The 18,435-nt window shown below is 35.5% G+C and carries 17 protein-coding genes, 1 tRNA gene and 1 pseudogene; 10 read left to right on the top strand and 9 right to left on the bottom strand.

Annotated elements, in window-relative coordinates; genetic code table 11:
• Positions 1-82: 82 nt before the first annotated feature.
• Positions 83-2,101 (top strand): AAA family ATPase, encoded by a 2,019-nt coding sequence (locus CYP26_RS03660; protein WP_103630399.1) that lies wholly within the window; start codon positions 83-85, stop codon positions 2,099-2,101.
• A gap of 34 nt (positions 2,102-2,135) precedes the next feature.
• Here CYP26_RS03660 and CYP26_RS03655 read toward each other — a convergent pair whose 3' ends face one another.
• From CYP26_RS03655 to CYP26_RS03640, 4 genes are all read right to left on the bottom strand, one after another.
• A complete protein-coding gene (locus CYP26_RS03655; protein WP_103630398.1) occupies positions 2,136-2,597 on the bottom strand; it encodes a DUF1643 domain-containing protein in 462 nt (153 codons plus the stop codon).
• Between the two features lie 53 nt (positions 2,598-2,650).
• Entirely contained in the window at positions 2,651-3,289 is a 639-nt protein-coding gene (locus CYP26_RS03650; protein ID WP_103630397.1) for a hypothetical protein, read from the bottom strand.
• 2 nt (positions 3,290-3,291) lie between these two features.
• Positions 3,292-3,537 carry a hypothetical protein gene (locus tag CYP26_RS03645; RefSeq protein ID WP_103630396.1) on the bottom strand — a complete coding sequence of 82 codons (246 nt, stop codon included), beginning with the start codon at positions 3,535-3,537 and terminating at the stop codon, positions 3,292-3,294.
• A 98-nt stretch (positions 3,538-3,635) separates the two neighbouring features.
• The gene (locus tag CYP26_RS03640) at positions 3,636-3,836 is read right to left on the bottom strand and encodes a hypothetical protein (protein WP_103630395.1); all 201 of its coding nucleotides are present in this window, start codon (positions 3,834-3,836) and stop codon (positions 3,636-3,638) included.
• A 651-nt stretch (positions 3,837-4,487) separates the two neighbouring features.
• Between CYP26_RS03640 and kwaA the strand changes: the two genes are divergently transcribed.
• The 9 genes and pseudogenes from kwaA to CYP26_RS10675 all read left to right on the top strand — a co-directional run bounded on the left by kwaA (position 4,488) and on the right by CYP26_RS10675 (position 14,479).
• The gene (gene kwaA, locus CYP26_RS03635) at positions 4,488-5,072 is read left to right on the top strand and encodes an anti-phage protein KwaA (RefSeq protein ID WP_103630394.1); all 585 of its coding nucleotides are present in this window, start codon (positions 4,488-4,490) and stop codon (positions 5,070-5,072) included.
• Entirely contained in the window at positions 5,069-6,064 is a 996-nt protein-coding gene (gene kwaB, locus CYP26_RS03630; protein ID WP_103630393.1) for an anti-phage protein KwaB, read from the top strand. The genes kwaA and kwaB overlap by 4 nt, the downstream gene beginning before the upstream one ends.
• 473 nt (positions 6,065-6,537) lie before the next feature.
• Positions 6,538-7,125, top strand: coding sequence for a restriction endonuclease subunit S (locus tag CYP26_RS03625; protein ID WP_103630392.1), 588 nt, complete (start codon positions 6,538-6,540; stop codon positions 7,123-7,125).
• 1 nt (position 7,126) lies between these two features.
• A complete protein-coding gene (locus CYP26_RS03620; protein WP_103630391.1) occupies positions 7,127-8,617 on the top strand; it encodes a type I restriction-modification system subunit M in 1,491 nt (496 codons plus the stop codon).
• Positions 8,614-9,105 (top strand): restriction endonuclease subunit S, encoded by a 492-nt coding sequence (locus CYP26_RS03615; RefSeq protein WP_103630390.1) that lies wholly within the window; start codon positions 8,614-8,616, stop codon positions 9,103-9,105. Before CYP26_RS03620 ends, CYP26_RS03615 begins: the two co-directional genes overlap by 4 nt.
• A gap of 47 nt (positions 9,106-9,152) precedes the next feature.
• The gene (locus CYP26_RS03610) at positions 9,153-9,821 is read left to right on the top strand and encodes a restriction endonuclease subunit S (protein WP_103630389.1); all 669 of its coding nucleotides are present in this window, start codon (positions 9,153-9,155) and stop codon (positions 9,819-9,821) included.
• Positions 9,818-10,747, top strand: coding sequence for a hypothetical protein (locus tag CYP26_RS03605; RefSeq protein WP_103630388.1), 930 nt, complete (start codon positions 9,818-9,820; stop codon positions 10,745-10,747). Before CYP26_RS03610 ends, CYP26_RS03605 begins: the two co-directional genes overlap by 4 nt.
• A complete protein-coding gene (locus CYP26_RS03600) occupies positions 10,744-13,827 on the top strand; it encodes a type I restriction endonuclease subunit R (protein ID WP_103630387.1) in 3,084 nt (1,027 codons plus the stop codon). Before CYP26_RS03605 ends, CYP26_RS03600 begins: the two co-directional genes overlap by 4 nt.
• Positions 13,817-14,479, top strand: a pseudogene (locus tag CYP26_RS10675) (M48 family metallopeptidase). Before CYP26_RS03600 ends, CYP26_RS10675 begins: the two are co-directional and overlap by 11 nt.
• 117 nt (positions 14,480-14,596) lie before the next feature.
• Here the strand turns inward: CYP26_RS10675 and CYP26_RS03590 are convergent.
• The 5 genes from CYP26_RS03590 to aspS form a co-directional block, all read right to left on the bottom strand.
• Positions 14,597-14,673 (bottom strand) — tRNA-Ile (locus CYP26_RS03590).
• A 123-nt stretch (positions 14,674-14,796) separates the two neighbouring features.
• Positions 14,797-15,315 carry an inorganic diphosphatase gene (gene ppa / locus CYP26_RS03585; protein ID WP_103579567.1) on the bottom strand — a complete coding sequence of 173 codons (519 nt, stop codon included), beginning with the start codon at positions 15,313-15,315 and terminating at the stop codon, positions 14,797-14,799.
• A 69-nt stretch (positions 15,316-15,384) separates the two neighbouring features.
• Positions 15,385-15,705, bottom strand: coding sequence for a NirD/YgiW/YdeI family stress tolerance protein (locus tag CYP26_RS03580; RefSeq protein ID WP_430747076.1), 321 nt, complete (start codon positions 15,703-15,705; stop codon positions 15,385-15,387).
• A 120-nt stretch (positions 15,706-15,825) separates the two neighbouring features.
• Positions 15,826-16,395, bottom strand: a complete 570-nt coding sequence (locus CYP26_RS03575) for an adenylate kinase (protein WP_103630385.1) — start codon at positions 16,393-16,395, stop codon at positions 15,826-15,828.
• 254 nt (positions 16,396-16,649) lie between these two features.
• Entirely contained in the window at positions 16,650-18,407 is a 1,758-nt protein-coding gene (gene aspS, locus CYP26_RS03570; RefSeq protein WP_012140086.1) for an aspartate--tRNA ligase, read from the bottom strand.
• Positions 18,408-18,435: the final 28 nt, after the last annotated feature.

Below are 18,435 nucleotides of genomic sequence, written 5' to 3'. Positions count from 1 at the left end.
CTCAAATTTTTATAATTATGGACATAAAAATGTCTTTTATGCCGAGTAAAATAGCTTCAAACAAAAGCAAAAGGAATTTGTCGTGGAAAAAGAGATTTTTTACGTAGATAGCGAGATATATGAGCTTACGACACTTTGGACACTTCGTACTATTTTTAATCTTGGAGGAGAAAAAGAGTTACTAAGAAGCGGATGTGACGATGTTTTAGATTTTTTGGGTATCGAGTCAAAAGAGCCCAAAGAAGAAGAGATTCAAAATCTTAAAAACAGATTTGAAATTATTGAAAAAAGTCAAATTTCATGCGGACTAAAAGATCTTGAACACAATCTAAATTTACTTCAAGAAAATTTAGGTATAAATAGTACCGAGAGAGATATTTTGAGATTTGTTGCGATCATGTACAACTACGAAGTGATATCTAATGCTTGCAGTTTACTAGGAGATCTAAACAACATACAAGCCACAAAAGCCATCTCAAAGATACTAAATTTACGTTTCAGCGATGTTCAAAAAGCCTTTAGAAAAGATGGAATCTTTGCCAAGACTTCGATTGTAAAACTAGAAAATAATGTGCATAACCTAAAATATAAAATCGATGTCATAAATAATAACTTTATGTGTGATTTGTTTGTTAAATGTGAAAGCATGGACGAGATATTTGAAAGTGCGATAAAGCCATGTAGCAAGACAAATTTAACTACAAAAAACTATCCTCATATAAAAGAAGATGTGAAAATTTTACTCTCGTTTCTAAAAAATGCTATTCGCAAAAAGCAAAAAGGAGTAAATGTGCTTCTATACGGCTCAGCAGGAACTGGTAAAACTGAGCTTAGTAAAGTGATAGCCAGTGAGCTAAATTTAAAGCTTTATGAAGTAGCTTATGATGACGAATACGGATATGCGACTGAGGATCGAAGGCTAAGGTCATATTGCCTTGCACAAAACGTATTGTCTACTGGATCAAATTTGCTCATGTATGACGAAGCAGAAGATATATTTAACACAAATAATGACGAGAAAAGGCAGTATGGCAAAGCCTTTATAAATAGATCTCTTGAGACTAACGAAGTGCCAACTATCTGGATAACAAATAATATCCTTGATATGGATGAAGCCGTAGTTAGAAGGTTTAACCTAGCCATAGAGATAGGCATACCAACTGAAGATGTAAGAGCAAAGATCATAAAAAAATATAGTGAAAATTTGATAGATAGTAAACTCGTAAAAAAGCTAGCTAAAAATCAATTTGTAGCCCCAGCAGTCGTTAGTAACGCTAGCTTAGTCGTTTCAAATTTAAACACAAAAGATAAAAACAAAGCCTTTGAGCGAGTGATAAGCAACACTTTAAAAGCACAAGGATACGATGAGATAGAAAAAGACGAGAAGCCAAGCGTTGATCTGCCAAGTAGCTATGATCCAAATTTTGTAAACTCAGACTGCGACCTAACCGAGCTAATTCAAGGCATAAAAGAAAGCAAAAACGCAAGGATATGCCTTTACGGTGTGCCTGGAACTGGCAAAAGCGCTTACGCTAAATTTATCGCTAAAAGCCTAAAAAAGCCTATCATCATCAAAAAAGGAAGCGATCTTTTATCTATGTATCTGGGAGAAACTGAGAAAAATATAGCACTAGCCTTCAAAGAAGCCAAAGATCAACATGCTGTGCTAGTCTTTGACGAAGTTGATAGTTTTTTGCAAGATAGAAGCATGGCTGCAAGAAGCTGGGAGGTAACTCAAGTAAATGAGATGCTAGTGCAGATGGAGAGCTTTGATGGCATATTTATCGCCACGACAAATTTGATAGATAATCTTGATAAAGCCTGTCTTAGAAGATTTGATCTAAAGCTTGAGTTTGGATACTTGCTGCCAGAGCAAGCGCAAAATTTATTTAAAAAAGAGTGCGCGCTGTTAAAAGTCAAATTTGACGAAAACGCAAGCAAAAAGGTCTCAAACCTAGGCTTGCTAGCGCCTGGAGACTTTGCCAGCGTGAGAAGACAAGCTAAATTTAGGCCTATAAAAAATGGCGACGACTTTTACCGAAGGCTTGAGCTTGAAGTCGCACTAAAAAATGAAGAAAAGAGTGCGAAGATAGGGTTTTAGGAGAAGCTTTATCTCCTAACCCATACAGAGTGGTTTAAAATTTTTGAGGTTTTAAGTCAACTTTTAAAAATAATGGATGAGCAGGTTCTCCGCTGGCATTTAGTTTTATGTAAAATTTATTTTTTAGGGCATCTAGTACCTCTTTGCTCCTGCCTTGATACGATCCATTATTTCCCCAAGCGCATACTACTTTATCTACTTTGCTTGAATAATCTGCAAGCATTTTGTCGTTTTCTTTACCTATTGGATCTTTTACAGAGAATATAGCAGATGGATCTGTTGAAACTATTGCAAATAAATTAAGCATATAAAAACCTCCGTAACCCCAGTATTGCGCAAATTTTATACATTTTTTTATAGTGGAATCATCTTTGGTTTCATCTGCAATGGATGGATTTAATCCTACAAAAACAAGCATTGGTTTATTTTTATCCCAAACTCTTGTTAAAATATATCTATATTTCCTATCTTGTGAGAAAACCGCTGAACATTCCATTGTGTTGTCCTTTCAAAAAAATATTTTTCAATTATACCAAAAACCGTCATTATTTAAAAAACAATATCTTTTGCATTGTAAAAATTATTTTTAATAATATTAAAGTTTTTATCCACCAAACCAAGATAGTTATTCTTTTTTATTACAATCTTTTCATCATAGATAAATTTATATTCATCACATTCGATTGTTGTGATAAAATCGTTTCTATAAAGCCTATATTTACCATTGGCCAAGGAGTGGCTAAAAATCCCATTGCAAACATAGAGATTATCGCTTGCTTCGATAAAAATTTCAGTATCATCGCTCCAGCCGCTTTTTAGTGTATATTTGCCTTCTTTTTGAATGATAAATTTATCTCTATCAACCATCCAAATTTCATCAATATCATCCTTGTGTATCACGGTATGATCTTTTAGTACAAATGCTTTTTTATCAAATTCTTCACCGTTTATCAGCTCTGTACTAGCAGCTTTTATCGTGGCGATATCACCATCATAAAAAGATATAGAAATTTCGTCATATTCTTCTTCTAAAAGCACATTACCTTCTGTATCACAAAGTCCAAATTTAGGCTGGTAAAAATCATATGGACTTTTTTCGGATCGGCTAAAAGCAAAAAGTCCAAAAGCCAGATAGTTAAAAGAAAAATAGTTCGCCTCTAATTTGATATTTTCTTGGTGGTCTATCAAGCCTATTTTGTTATTTTTTCATAATAAAATATCTCTCCATTATAAATATCTTGTTCTATATCAGTTTGCACCATTATTTTGTTGATATAAAAGTAGTCAGTAAAAATGGGTTTATTATTAGCTAGATCAAAGTCTTCATTTTGACATTTTTCGTTACGAAGTTTTACAATTGTGTCGCAAATCATACTAACATCTAAATATTTTGATGGTACTTTTATATTTCCTTCTAAATCACTAACACCAAACAAATTTTCGTTCTCTGGATTTTTTACCGCAACTAAATTTTTTTCTAAAAATTTACCAGAAATAACCTCTTTTACTGTTTTGGTTATCGGATCAAAAAGTTCTATCTTGCTGTTATTAAAAGTATCTTCGTTGTCACTTTTGCTAATTTATACCCCTTTTTAATGTATCTTGTATATTTTTCAAGTAATATTCTATATTTTAGCTTAAATGCCATCAATACGCCGTTTCCAAGCAGCATGGCTGTATTTGATGGATTTACGGCAAAATTACCTTGTTTGGCAAAAAGTTTATACGATATCACGCAATACCTATCTTTTTTATTTAGAATTCATAGTAAAAAAACGAAAATAAAAATGTCCTATTTGATACAAAATAACTTAGATATGCAAATTTGCAATTGCTATAAATATAAAAAATTTTTAAAAAGCATTATAAAAAATTTTATTACTAAGAGATATTGTTGTTGACTTAATAATAAATATAGGATTTTAGGGATTATTCCTAACGAGATGTTTTGTCTGACTTATCAGATAAAACACTCACCTAACTATTAGGGTTTGTTTTAAAAAAAACATTTAGTCGACAATCCAAAAGATGAGCAGGAGAAAAACTGCTGAGATAAATTGCAGGTTTTTAAAATGGATTGGTTTATCAAAAAAATGCCATCAAAAGATAATATAAATAGATTTTATGCTTTAAAAATCAAAAATTTTCAACAAAAGATAAGTAAAAATTAAAATTTTTACATCAAATGTCAACCAGCGCTATATAGTAGTTGTAAATGTGCTTTCAATAAGTATTACTAACAATGAGATACTAAGAAACATATAAAATTGATGATGAAATTTAACTAATATTTGATAAAATCCAAAGCAATTAAGAGCAAATTTAAACTCTAAAATTTTACGATATGGACTTTGCCAAAATTAATTGGTAATCAGGTAAGAATAAAATGGTAAATAATATTAAAAAAATCAATTTATACATTATATCTTTATCGCTGCTATTTGTTTTTATGATAGTGGCAACGGCTAGTATTCCATGCGACAATTTTGATTTTAAAAACTTAGATAGTTGGTTTGTTTTTATAAAGATAAATTTTTTAAGCATTATTTGCTTTTGTATGTTGATTTATAGTTATTGTTCATATAAAAATTTTCAAGATAGTTTAAAGGGAGCAACACAAATTCCTTTTGAGATCAGAAAAATAGAAAGCATAAACTATGAACATTTAACTTTTTTGACAACATATGTTGTGCCTTTGATAAGCTTCGATTTTAATAAAACAAGGCAAATAGTTATCTTATTTTTATTGCTTATAGCAATTGGTGCTATTTATATAAAAACGGATCTTTTCTATGCAAATCCATCTCTTGCACTTCTTGGTTTTCAAATTTATAAAGCAGATGGAAATTTTAAAAATGGAGATAGAATCGGTATTATTTTGATTAGTAGGGAAAAACTAACTCCTGGACAGAAAGTTTCATATATAAAACTAGATAATAGAATTTACTATGTAAAAGGAAATAGTTTATGAACATTCAAGACCTAAGAGAAGAGCTTCAATATTTTTATGATAATCAAAAAGGTATTGGGATATCTATATATGCTCTTTTAAACACTACAAACAATAACAATCTATTCAAAATCAATATAGAAGATGAAGCTTCTGGGTCTTTAAAAAATATGTTTTTGAATAGTATAGAAAATTTAATTATGAAACAAGATGAGTTGTTTTTATTAAATTTATCCACTTGCGATGAGAGAACAAATGCAATTTATTTGTATGACATAGATGAGATTCCTGAAGATTTATTGCATATTGATACAATTTTAAATAGTGATGATGTCGAACTTATGAATATTGAGGAGTTGCGAATGTCATCAATTAAGGCTTTACTAGTTGAGATAGGTAACAATGAAAAACAGACTATTTTATACAAGACCATGACTCCTATAAATGTATTTAAAAGTTCTCCAAAATATGTTTTTTTAGGAAAAGAATTTGGAGAACACCCAACTCGGCTAAGGAAAATAGATGAAGATTTACTCAGAATAACTTCGCAATTTCAACTTATAAAAATATCAAATAATTTAATTGTAATGGATGTAAATGTGATAGAAAAAAATTTCGGTTTTGATAAAATTATAAAAAAAGAAGCCACTATTGGCCTTAATGCCATCAAAGCAATGTCAATTGTTGATAATATAGAGGTTTTAATAGAGTTGATTGAAAATTTAAGGTATGCTAGAAAATTTATAAAAATAGCTAAAAACTCTCCAGTAATCAAAGCTAATATCCCAAATCAAAACATCATAAATTTCTGCAGAACGTATACATCGATAGCTGGAAAAATAAAATTTAATACTGAGGGCACTAAAATTATTTTAGATACAAAAGCATCAAAAGACTGTTTTATAAGTTTATTAATGGATAATTTCTTAACATCTGAACTTACGCAATTTCACTATGAAAGTGTTGCAAAAGATAATTTGGAAAATAATAGTGCAGATAGTATCCAAGAATAGCGATGCCATATAAATTTACGAATTGGACATTGAACTAACTTATTTAATTCACTTCAATTTAAATAAGAATGCAATTGGTGTTGCGACGACTTCAAATTCCACTAGCGATTAAAAAGTGTCTATTTAAGTTAACGAGGTGGTATCAGATAGTGAATTTATCTTATAAAAAGTAATATATCAAAGATTAAAGTTAAGCTTGTAAAGTATTTGGCTATGGTAGAGAAGTTTTGAGGATTAAAAAATAAAAGTAGATTTAAAATGCTTTCTCCAAACTTTTTAAGAGCATATGAGAATTACTAAAATTAGGATTTTAAAAAAACACTATGTGATCTCTTTGGATATTTATTTTGCAAAAAGTAGTAATTTTTTTGTATTATTTATGAAATAGTATAAAAATCTATTGACATTTTCCATCTTACCTGATATACTTCGCCTAGTATTATTTGGAAAATAATACATAAAAAGGCTCTAAAATGATAAATTTAAACAAAATAGCCGAGATAAAAACCGGCTTAGTGTTAAGTAGGAAAAAGGCTGAGGCACATAGTCCGTCCGAGCACTCGTATAAAATCGTATCGCTAAAGTCGTTTACAGAAGATGCGTATTACGATGACGCTTTTGTGGACGAATTTATATCTAGCGAGCAGATAAACGAGGAGTATAAAGTAAGTCAGGGCGATATCTTGCTGCGACTTAGAGAGCCGAATTTCGCCGTTTATATAGACAAAGAGTATAGCGACCTCGTCTACACGTCTTTGATGGTGCGTATAAGGGTTAGTAGCGATAAATTTGATCCGCATTTTGTGGCGCATTATCTAAATAGCAGCGCCGTTAAAAGAGCCCTTGCGCCAGATGTTTCAGGCACTGCTATAGCGATGATAGGCGTTGCAAGCTTAAATAATATAAAAATACCAGCCATAAATTTGCAAACTCAAAACAAGATAGTAAAATACCTAAATTTAGCCCGCCAAGAGAGCGAAATTTTACAAAATTTGATAGCTGTAAAGCAAAAATACCACAAAAGCATATTTGAAAATTTGATAAAAAAAGAGGAGAACTAAGATGCAAAAGACCACACAAGATACCATAAACAACGTAGTTTGGAAGGCTTGCGACACATTTCGCGGCACGATGGATGGAAGCGACTATAAAGACTATGTTTTAACGATGCTTTTTGTTAAGTATCTATCTGATTTTTACAAAGAAAAGCTTGAGCAACTAAGAGCCGAGTACGGCGAGAAGCGCGAGAGGATCGAAGCAAAGCTAAAGAAAGAGAAATTTAAGCTTGATGAGAGTTGCACCTTTGAGTATCTTTTAGCGCACAAAGAGGCTGCAAATTTAGGCGAGATAATGAACAAAGCGCTAGAAAAGATCGAAGAAGACAACAAAGATAAGCTTGAAGGCATCTTTAGAAGCATCGACTTTAATAACAAAAACAAGCTTGGCGACACAAAAGAGAGAAACGCTATCTTACAAAATTTACTAGAGGATTTTAGCGACGCTAGACTAGACCTTCGCCCGTCTATGCTTGAGGGTAACGACATAATCGGCGACGCATACGAGTATCTTATAGCTCATTTTGCAAGTGACGCTGGCAAAAAAGGCGGAGAGTTTTATACGCCAAGCGAGGTTTCGACGCTTCTTGCAAAGCTGGTTGAGCCAAAAGAAGGTGATATGATCTATGATCCTACTTGTGGCTCTGGCTCGCTTCTTATCAAGGCTTCAAAAGAGATCGGCAGCAAAAATTTCCGCCTTTACGGACAGGAGAAAAACGGACAAACTCACGCACTTTGCAAGATGAATATGTTCTTGCACGAGATAAACGACGCCGTCATCGAGTGGGGCGATACGATCAGAAACCCGCTCCATCTACAAGATAACCTTATCAAAACATTTGATATAGTCGTGGCAAATCCCCCTTTTAGCCTAGATAAATGGGGCGCTGATTTTGCCTTAAACGATCCTTTTATGAGATTTACTAGCTACGCTTTGCCGCCAAAGAGCAAGGGCGACTACGCATTTGTCGTGCATATGATAAAAAGCCTAGGTAGTAACGGTAAAATGGGCGTCGTGCTTCCGCATGGCGTGCTATTTCGTGGATCTAGCGAGGGCAAGATACGCCAAAAGCTGATCGAGGAAAATTTGCTTGATGCTGTTATCGGACTACCGGAAAATTTATTTTACGGCACGAGCATCCCTGCTTGCATACTCGTTTTTAAGAAAAACCGCGTAAACGAAGACGTGCTATTTATCAACGCTAGCAAAGAATTTGAAAAAGGCAAAAACCAAAACTCGCTAACCGAGCAAAATATAAAAAAGATAGTCACTACCTATAAAAATAGAAGTGAGATAGAAAAATACTCCCATCTAGCAAGCCTTAGCGAGATAAAAGAGAATGATTACAACCTAAACATCCCTCGCTACGTCGATACTTTTGAAGAAGAAGAGGCTGTGGATATCGAGGCTACAAAGGCTGAGATTTCACGCCTAGAAGCCGAGCTAAAAAGCGTTCAAAGCAAGATGAGCGAGTATCTTGCGGAGCTTGGGCTATGAGCGAATTCAAAAATTTGCCTAGTGGATGGAAGGTTATGAAGCTTGGGGAAATAGCTGAAAAATCTATTCTTAAAAATAGAAATAGTTTGATTAAGTTAGTTTTGTCAAATTCTGCCATTGATGGATTGATTGCACAAAATGAATATTTTGACAAAGATATAGCAAATAAAGAAAATATACAAGATTATTATGTAGTTGATATTGGAGATTTTGTTTACAATCCAAGAATATCTCAGAATGCACCTACTGGACCGATAAATAGAAATATGTTGTCTAAAGGCATAGTGTATCCATTGTATACGGTTTTTAGTGTGCAAGATGAGACATTAGCAAAATTCTTAGCATACTTTTTTAAAACGATTATATGGCAAAATAAAATCAAAAGTGTAGCAAACTACGGTGCTAGGCACGATAGGATAAATATAACAGATAATGCTTTTTTTTCTTTGAAAATTTTACTTCCGCCATTAGACGAGCAAAAAAGATAGCGGAAATTTTATCTACTTGGGATGAGGCTATAAATTTAACTATAAATTTGATAGAAAACAAAAAGCAGTTTAAAAAAGCCCTTATGCAAAATTTACTCATAGCAAAAGTTCGCTTTCCTGAGTTCAAAGACGAGTGGCGAGAAACAAAACTTAAAGACATTTGCATTAAAATGCGTTCCGGTGGAACACCAAAGTCAACTAATAAAAAATTTTATAATGGCAATATTCCTTTTGTAAAAATAAACGATATGACGCTTGCGGGTAAGTATATTTATGACACGCAGACAAAAATCACAGAAGAAGGTTTAGAAAATTCTTCGGCTTGGCTTGTTCCTAAAAATAGTTTAATTTATTCAATGTATGCTTCATTTGGTTTTGTTTCTATTAATAAAATAGAGGTTGCTACAAGTCAAGCAATGATGTGTATCGTTCCAAATTTATCTAAGGTTGCTTTGGAGTATTTATATTATTTTCTTGATGATTTTCAAAAAAATGTTTGCTCTTTTGTAGAAACTGGAGCACAAGGAAATTTAAATGCCGAGATAGTAAAAAACTTTAAAATAAAACTCCCAAATTTAAAAGAACAACAAAAAATCGCAGAGGTTTTAACGGCTAGTGATGATGAGATAAATTTACTAAATTTAAAGCTTGAAAATTTGAAAAAACAAAAACAAGGCTTGATGCAAAAGCTACTAAGCGGAAAGGTGAGGACGTGAAAGGGCAAGAAAAATTTGAAAGTCAATTTATAATTCATTACTATTTGGGTGATAATTCACATTCTATGAATACTTTTGTAAGAAACGCCATGGAAAAAGATTTTCTAAGCATTGTTAATACAATTAGCTCTTCATTGAACTTAAAAATTGAATTAGAAAGCCGAGCTGCAAAAGAGGGTGGGTTTATTGAAATTTTGGACATAATAGAGGCACATTCTGTTTCATCAACAATTATAGTATCGTCGGCCGGATATGCCATTAAAAGATTTTTAGAATATCTCTTAACTGGCGCATATAAAAAGAATAAGCTTGAAAATGAAAAATTAGAATTAGAAATTTTAAAGCTTAAAAAAGAGTCTGCGGGAATAGATGACAATCAATTGGAGCAAAAACTGGCAAGACCGATTTCAAATTACTATGCAAAAATAGAAAAATACGAAAAAATACGAGCAGTTGGATTTGGAAATGAAGTAAATAACGAATATGTAGTTCAAAGGGATGAATTTAGAGATTTTATATTGGTTGACGATAAAGAAGAGGAAATAGATGATGATGCAAACATAGAATTAATATCGCCTGTTTTAAAAGAAGGTAGGCATAAATGGCGTGGAATTTATAGAAATGAAAGTATAGATTTTAGTATGGGAGATAGCAAATTTAAAAACGATATTATAGGCGGAAGGTATGATTTTGGCAATGGGTCATTTATCAATTGTCAATTATGTATAACAAAAACATACGATGAATTTGGAAATGAGTGCAAAAATAGATCTTATAGGGTCGCTAAAGTTTATGAAACAAAACGAGATATTTTAAATAACTGGGTAGCTACTAATAAGGGAATAAAAAAACAAAAGAATAAATTCAAAGATAGTTTTAAAGGCAAAAACCTATTTTCTGATCTTGAGGATGAGGAGACAAAATGACCCCCGATACTTCAGAATACAAAATCCAGCAAAACAGCATAAATTTACTACGAAATTTAGGCTATAAATTTATAAGCAGAGAAGAAAATTTAAAGCTTCGCGGCGGCAAGTCTAGCGAGGTTTTGTTTAGGGAAATTTTGATCAAAAAGCTTGGCGAGATAAACGGCTACGAGTATAAGGGCAAACGATATAAATTTAGCCAAAGCAGTATATTAAAAGCAGTCGATGAGCTGGCGGGGGTTTCACTAAACGAAGGGCTAATGGTCGCAAATGAAAAGATCACAAATTTGCTGTTGCTTGGCACTAGTATCGAGGAAAATTTAGAGGACGGAACGAGAAGGAGTTTCTCTTTTAAATTTATAGACTTTGAAAATTTACAAAACAACGACTTTTACGTAACGGAAGAATTTGAAGTAAGCAGGGCAAATCAAGGCGAAGTGCAAAAGCACAGAAGGCCTGATCTCGTGCTTTTTATAAACGGCATACCTATAGTCGTGATAGAACTTAAAAAATCAAGCGTGAGCTTTGAAAACGGCATAAAACAGCTCGAAAAAGAACAGGGCAAAGATGAGATAGCGCACCTTTTTAAATACGTCCAGCTAACTATCGCGGCAAACGGAAGTGGGGCAAGATATGGCACTACTGGAACGCCGTTTAAATTTTATAGCGTGTGGAAAGAGCAGGACGAAGCTAAAGCAAAAGAGAGCTTAAAGAGCTTGATAAATGGTAGAGAGGTGAGCACGCTTGATATGACGCTCTTTGCGCTACTATCTAAAGATAGGCTGCTAAGGCTAGTTAGGCACTATATAGTGTTTGATAAGAAAATGAAAAAGGTTTGCCGCTATCAGCAGTTCTTCGCTATCGAAGAGACGCTAAAGAGGGTATCGGCGAAAAAAGACGGAGCAAGAGCAGGCGGACTCATCTGGCATACGCAAGGAAGCGGTAAGTCGCTCACGATGGTGATGCTAACGAAGCTTTTAAAGCAAATTTATATAAGCTCAAAGATTATCTTAGTAACTGATAGGATAGATCTAGATGGGCAGATACACGAAACCTTTGAAAACACGGATGTAAAAGCAGGACGAGCAAGTAGCGGAAGCGATCTAATAGAAAAGCTACAAAGCGGCGTCAGCGTGATAACTACGCTCGTGCATAAATTTGAAAAAGTGAAAAATCAAAAGGTAGTGATAAGGGACGGTGATATATTTGTGCTAGTGGATGAGAGCCACCGCACGCAAGGCGGCGATCTGCATAAGGCTATGAAAAAGGCGTTGCCTCTTGCTTGTTATATAGGATTTACGGGTACGCCGCTTTTAAAGCGTGAGAAAAATAGCTTTGCTAAATTTGGCGGAGAAATTCATAGATATACGATAGATGATGCGGTAAAAGACGGAGCTGTGCTGCCGCTACTTTATGAAGGGCGATATGTGGGTCAAGAGGTGCTAGACCCTGAGGGGCTAACTAGGAAATTTGATCTCATATCAAGAGAGCTTGGCGATGAGGCTAAGAGGGACTTGCAGCAAAAATGGGCGAGGTTTGAGCGTGTGGCATCAAGCGAACAAAGGCTAGAGCTAATAGCTGTGGATATAAATGAGCATTTTAAAAAGACGCTAAAGATGACAAATGGCGGTTTTAAGGCGATGTTAGCAACGCAAAGAAAATACGACGCCATAAAATATCATAAGATATTTGAGGAATTTGGAGAGATAAAAAGTGCCTATGTGATATCAAGCAACGAGCATGAGGAGCTAGATGGTGGGCATAAAGAGTATGTCGCAAAGGAGTGGCAAGATACTATAAGGGGCTACGGTAGCGAGGAAGCTTATCTAAAGCATGTGAAGGATGAATTTGTTTATGGCGACGAGATAGATTTGCTTATCGTCGTGGATAAGCTTTTAACGGGATTTGACGCGCCAAGAGCAAGCACACTTTATATAGATAAACAGCTAAAAGAGCATAATTTACTCCAAGCCATAGCTAAAGTAAATAGGCTTTATGACGGAAAAGATTATGGCTACATTATTGATTATAGAGGGCTTCTTGGCGAGCTTGATCAGGCGCTTACTAGCTATGCTTCGCTAAGCGGTTTTGACCCAGAAGATATAACTGGAGTCGTAATAGACGTAAGAAGTGAGATCGTAAAGGCAAAGACCTACTATACTCATTTAGACGATCTTTTTAGCGGTGTGAAATTTAAAGATGATCTGGAAAGCTACGTGGCGGTTTTAGAAGACGCGCAAAAAAGAGACGACTTTAAAGAGTGGCTATCACAGTTTGCTAGGGCGTTTAAACTATCGCTTTCTAGCGAGAAAATTTATGACATATTAAACGAAGAGGAGATCAAAGCTTATAAACAAAGGGTTAAATTTTATAACGAGCTAAGAAAAGCGGTGCAACTAAGGTATCACGAGGCTTGCGACTTTGGCAAATACGAAGCGCAGATGCAAAAGCTGCTCGATATTTACGTAAATGCACAAGGGGTCAATGAGCTTACGAGGCTTGTAAATATCTTTGAGACAGAATTTGACGATGAGGTGCAAAGAGTTGAGGGCAAAAACGCAAAGGCTGATACGATCATCAGTGCCGTAAGCGCGGTAGTAAAAGAGAAAATGGACTCAAACCCAGCGTTTTATAAATCAATAGCGCAGCAGATACAAGACATCATCGACGAATACAAGGCAAAAAGGCTAGGCGAGGAAGAAAAGCTTGCCAAAGCAAAACTGCTAAAAGACCTAATAACGGGCGCTTTAAAGCCGAGCGAAGACAGGTATCCAAAAGAATTTAATGGTAAGAAAATTTTATTTGCTATTTATGATAATTTGCTTGATATTTTAGGCGATGTGGGGCTTGCGGATATAGAGGAGGTAGCTAAAAATTTGAGCCTAAATTTTTATGAAATTTATGAAAAAGCCTCCAAAAAACCAGAATGGCACAAAAATAAAGATGTAGAAAACGAGATAACAAGCGCTATGGAGGACGCTCTTTGGGAGGTAGAGGATGAATACGGCGTATTAATCGACAAGAAGGAGAAAATTTACCAAACTATCCGTGGAATAGGGATAAGCTTCTATGTCAAATGAGGTGAAAATCATCAAAAAAGAGGTGAAAAACATTACCTTAAAAGTTAGACCAAATGGCGAAGCTATCCTAACCGCGCCAAAAACGGCAAGCGATGAGCATATAAAATTTATTATAAAAAAAGAGCCAAATGGATAGCGCAAAAGCGTGCTTTTTTTGCCTCGTTTAAGACGCCACAAAAAGAATACGTAAGCGGCAAGGATTTTAGATATCTTGGGCGAAGTTATAGGCTAAAAGTGGTGCAGTCAAAATATGAGTGCGTAAAGCTACAAAGAGGTTATCTTGAGCTATTTGTAAAAGATAAAAACGACTTAGAGCGAAAAGAAAAATTGATCTATGAGTGGTATCACGAAAAGGCGATGCTCTGTTTTTTTAATATCTTGCAAGAGTTTAACAAGATAGTAAAACAAGACATTAAAAGCGTAAAAATAAGGTAGATGAAGACGAGGTGGGGGGGGGAGTTGCAATCCTTATAAATCATATATAAATTTAAACATAGAGCTTATCAAAAAGCCAAGAGCGTGTATCGAGTATGTTGTATTTCACGAGCTAGTGCATCTTCTCTATCCTGATCACTCAAAGAAATTTTATGACTATCTAGCGCTTTATATGCCTGACTGGCAAAAGCGAAAGGAAATTTTAGAGAGAGCTTAAAAATTTGGCTTATATTTTGGAATATTTAAAATTTTTACATTTTTAAATTTTGAAAAATATTTTAAAATTTAAAGAAAAAATGGTGAAATCTTGATCTTATGATGTTGGTGAAATAGGTGGTGGGTTCACCAGGACTCGAACCTGGGACCATCCGGTTATGAGCCGGATGCTCTAACCAACTGAGCTATGAACCCACAGTTGAAAGAAAATCGTATTATACAAGAAAAAGCTTATCTAAATATAAAAATAGCCTTTTTTATGTGGTGCATAAAATGAGCAAATTTAAAAGAGAAAAGCCCTAAAATAGGGCTTATAAATTATTTATAATTTTTTATTGCAGCGTCTAAAATCTCTTTTGCAGCGTTTGCATCTTTAAATTCTTTCACCTTAACCCATTTGTTTGGCTCGAGAATTTTATAAGTTTCAAAGAAATTTTTGATCTTATTTAGTGTTGCAGTTGGCAAGTCTTCGTAGCTTTTTATCGCTTCATATCTTGGATCGATCTTTGTAACTGGCACAGCTAAAAGCTTCTCATCCATGCCTGCTTCATCCTCCATCACCAAAACGCCTATCAAACGGCAAGGGATGACGCTACCAGCTTGGAGTGGATACTCGTTTAGCACCAAAATATCAGCTGGATCGCCGTCAGCTGCTAGTGTGTTTGGAACAAAGCCATAGTTTGCTGGGTAGAACATCGCTGAGTAAAGCACACGATCAACCACGACCGCACCGCTATCTTTGTCGATCTCGTATTTGATATTTGAGCCATAAGGTATTTCGATTACGGCATTGATTTTGTCTGGGTTTGAGCCAGCTTTGATCTTTGAAACGTCCATATATTCGTCCTTTTTATTAGAAATTTTCGTGATTTTAGTATTTTTTGCATTAAATACGCGTAAATTTAACTACTTTATAACCTCTACGCTACCTACGTCGATCTTCGTTTTTGTGAAGTCTTTATCCACCTCGCCTCTTATTCTTAAAAGCGTATCTTCGTTGGCTGTTATATTGCCCCATTTTTTGTTGTCGATCTCAACTACGATAACGTCGCCATTTTTATCAACAAATTCATATTTGTCTGATTTGATGTGCGACTTTATCTTGCCCTCAAGCACGACTTTGGCGTCGTCATTTAGTTTTAAAGCCTCTTTTACACTTATCGTCTCGCTTGAGTGTTTTGATGCGAAGCCTCCAGCCATTGCGATACTAGCAGCTAGTGAAGCGATAATGATTTTTTCATTTTTATCCTTTTTTGGTTGGTTGTTAAATTTAAAGGATATTACATTTTTGGTGTTAATAAATGGTAAGTTTTAAAACCTTGCACCTTTTGATGCAAGGTCTGTGAGTTATATAAGTTTAGCTAGTAAATTTTTGATGTCAGCTACGATCTCGTCGATGCCGCGTTCGCCATTTACTACGTGAAGTAGCTCTTTTTCGCTGTAAAACTTGCGTATAGGTTTGATCGGATCAATATAGACTTTCATGCGGTTGTTAAAGACTTCGTTGTTATCGTCAGCGCCTCTTGCACGGCCAAGCACTCTAGCTCTTGCCACATCTTCGCTAACATCCACTTCGATGACGCCTTTTAGAGAAATTTCATCTTGCTCGCTTAAGACTTTGTCAAGCTCAGTCATTTGCTCAACGCTTCTTGGGTAGCCGTCGATTATGATATTTGATTTATTTGAGCTTTTGATGGCTGATACGATCGCATTTACGACGACGTCAAGTGGGACCAAATTTCCTTTTGAGATAAAGCCGTCTATCAGTTTGCCAAGCTCGCTACCACTTGCGACTTCAGCTCTTAAAAGATCGCCAGTTGAAAAGTGTGCAAATTTCTCATCATGCTGTGCGATGATCGATGCGTCTGTTGTTTTGCCGCTGCCTGGAGCGCCGATGATTAAAAATAAATTTTTCATTTTGTCCCTTTTATTGCCTTTGTCTTTTGAGCGCTTTTTGCGGAGCTAGTAAAATTTAGCTTGATGAACTAAGTGTTCTATCTGCACAAAATTTTACGTCGCAACCACAAAAATCATCTCAAACTACTTAGGCAAGTTTTGATTTAATTAGCCGCCAAGTTGGAGGCATCTTTTTATAAATTTAAATTTAGGATGGAATTTTTTCTAAGAAAAATATTTAAAGACAAAATTCCATCTCTTTTTAAAGGCAAATTTTAAGCCTTTTGCTCTTTTTCTCTTATCCTTAGTCCTAGCTCCCTAAGCTGTTCGTTGCTGGCGTAGCTTGGTGCCTTTGTGAGTGGGCACTGAGCGCGCTGTGTTTTAGGGAAGGCTATGACATCACGGATCGAGCTTGCTTTATTTACAAGCATATTTAGTCTGTCAAAGCCGATCGCGATACCACCATGTGGAGGCGCGCCAAATGTCAAAGCATCAAGCAAGAAGCCAAATTTCTCACGCTGCTCGGCTTCATCTATGCCAAGAAGTTTAAATACTTTTTGTTGGATGTCGTTTTTGTGAATTCTTATGCTTCCGCCGCCAAGCTCAAAGCCGTTTAGGACGACGTCGTGAGCGATAGAGAGGATATCTTCAAGATCAGGCTCATCTATATTTTTTGGCATTGTAAATGGGTGGTGCATCGCAGAGTAGCTGCCATCGTCATTTTGCTCAAACATTGGGAAGTCAAGCACCCATAAAAACTCAAGTCTGTCTTGATCGATGATGCCCATTTGCTCAGCTAGGAAAATTCTAAATCGTCCCATATAATCAAGTACGATCTTCTTCTTACCAGCGCCAAAGAATACGACATCGCCAACTTTTAGCTCACATCTTGAGACGATCTCGTCAAGATCGCTTTGCTCGAAAAATTTGCAAAGCGGGCCTTTTAAGCCATCTTCTTTCATCTGGAAGTATCCAAGGCCTTGTGCGCCAAATTTACGTACAAATTCCTCAAATCTATTCATCTCGCGCTTACTAAAGATATTGTCGCCATTTGGCACTTTTAGCGCTTTTATGCGGTTTTTCTTCTTATCTTTTGCGATAGAGCTAAAAATTTCATTGCTTGAGCGCTCAAAAATATCGATCACATCGATCATTTTTAGATCATATCTAAGATCAGGCTTGTCTGAGCCGTAAGTCTCAGTGGCCTCTTTGTAGCTCATACGTCTAAATGGCGTTTTGATATCGTGTCCGCAGGCTTTAAAGATATCTTTTAGCATAGTCTCTGCCATATTTATGATATCTTCTTGCTCGACAAAGCTCATTTCGATATCTATTTGAGTAAATTCTGGTTGGCGATCAGCCCTTAAGTCCTCGTCACGGAAGCATTTTGCTATCTGAAAATACTTATCAAAGCCAGAACACATTAAAAGTTGTTTAAATAGCTGCGGGCTTTGTGGAAGCGCGTAAAACTGGCCCGGATATACACGGCTTGGCACTAGGTAGTCTCTCGCACCTTCTGGAGTTGCACGTGTTAAAACTGGAGTTTCAAACTCGATAAAGCCCATTTTATCTAGACTGTTTCTAGCTGCGATCGCCGCGCGAGAACGCATTTTAAAGATATTTTGCAAGCGCTCGCTTCTTAGGTCTAAAAAGCGGTATTTTAGCCTGATATCCTCATTTACGCTCTCATCGCCTATCATAAATGGTAGTGGCTCGCTTGGATTTTCGATGATTAGCTCGCTTACTATCACCTCTATCTCACCAGTTTTTAGCTTTGGATTGGTTAGTCCTTCGCCTCTAGCTCTTACTTTTCCTTTTGCTTTTAAGACATATTCATCTCTTACTTTTGCAGCCACGTCGTGTGCTTCTTTGCTGTCAGCAGGGTCACAAACTAATTGTATAAGCCCGCTAACGTCTCTTAAGTCGATGAAAACAACGCCACCGTGGTCTCTATATGTGTTTGCCCAGCCACAAAGTATTACTTCTTTGCCGATATCAGCTTTGCTAAGATCGGTGCAATAATGACTTCGCATAAAATGCTCCTTTGCAATGTTTTTTAGG

Origin of the sequence: Campylobacter concisus (assembly GCF_002913225.1) — a bacterium.
Classification (GTDB): Bacteria; Campylobacterota; Campylobacteria; order Campylobacterales; family Campylobacteraceae; genus Campylobacter_A; species Campylobacter_A concisus_J.
This window is presented reverse-complemented; position numbering and strand designations above follow the sequence as displayed.

Coding starts and splice junctions, on each gene's coding strand:
- CYP26_RS03575 (WP_103630385.1), bottom strand. CDS start 16,395: ATGAAAAATTTATTTTTAATCATCGGCGCTCCAGGCAGCGGCAAAACA.
- kwaB (WP_103630393.1), top strand. CDS start 5,069: ATGAACATTCAAGACCTAAGAGAAGAGCTTCAATATTTTTATGATAAT.
- CYP26_RS03615 (WP_103630390.1), top strand. CDS start 8,614: ATGAGCGAATTCAAAAATTTGCCTAGTGGATGGAAGGTTATGAAGCTT.
- aspS (WP_012140086.1), bottom strand. CDS start 18,407: ATGCGAAGTCATTATTGCACCGATCTTAGCAAAGCTGATATCGGCAAA.
- CYP26_RS03655 (WP_103630398.1), bottom strand. CDS start 2,597: ATGGAATGTTCAGCGGTTTTCTCACAAGATAGGAAATATAGATATATT.
- CYP26_RS03600 (WP_103630387.1), top strand. CDS start 10,744: ATGACCCCCGATACTTCAGAATACAAAATCCAGCAAAACAGCATAAAT.
- CYP26_RS03620 (WP_103630391.1), top strand. CDS start 7,127: ATGCAAAAGACCACACAAGATACCATAAACAACGTAGTTTGGAAGGCT.
- ppa (WP_103579567.1), bottom strand. CDS start 15,315: ATGGACGTTTCAAAGATCAAAGCTGGCTCAAACCCAGACAAAATCAAT.
- kwaA (WP_103630394.1), top strand. CDS start 4,488: ATGGTAAATAATATTAAAAAAATCAATTTATACATTATATCTTTATCG.
- CYP26_RS03625 (WP_103630392.1), top strand. CDS start 6,538: ATGATAAATTTAAACAAAATAGCCGAGATAAAAACCGGCTTAGTGTTA.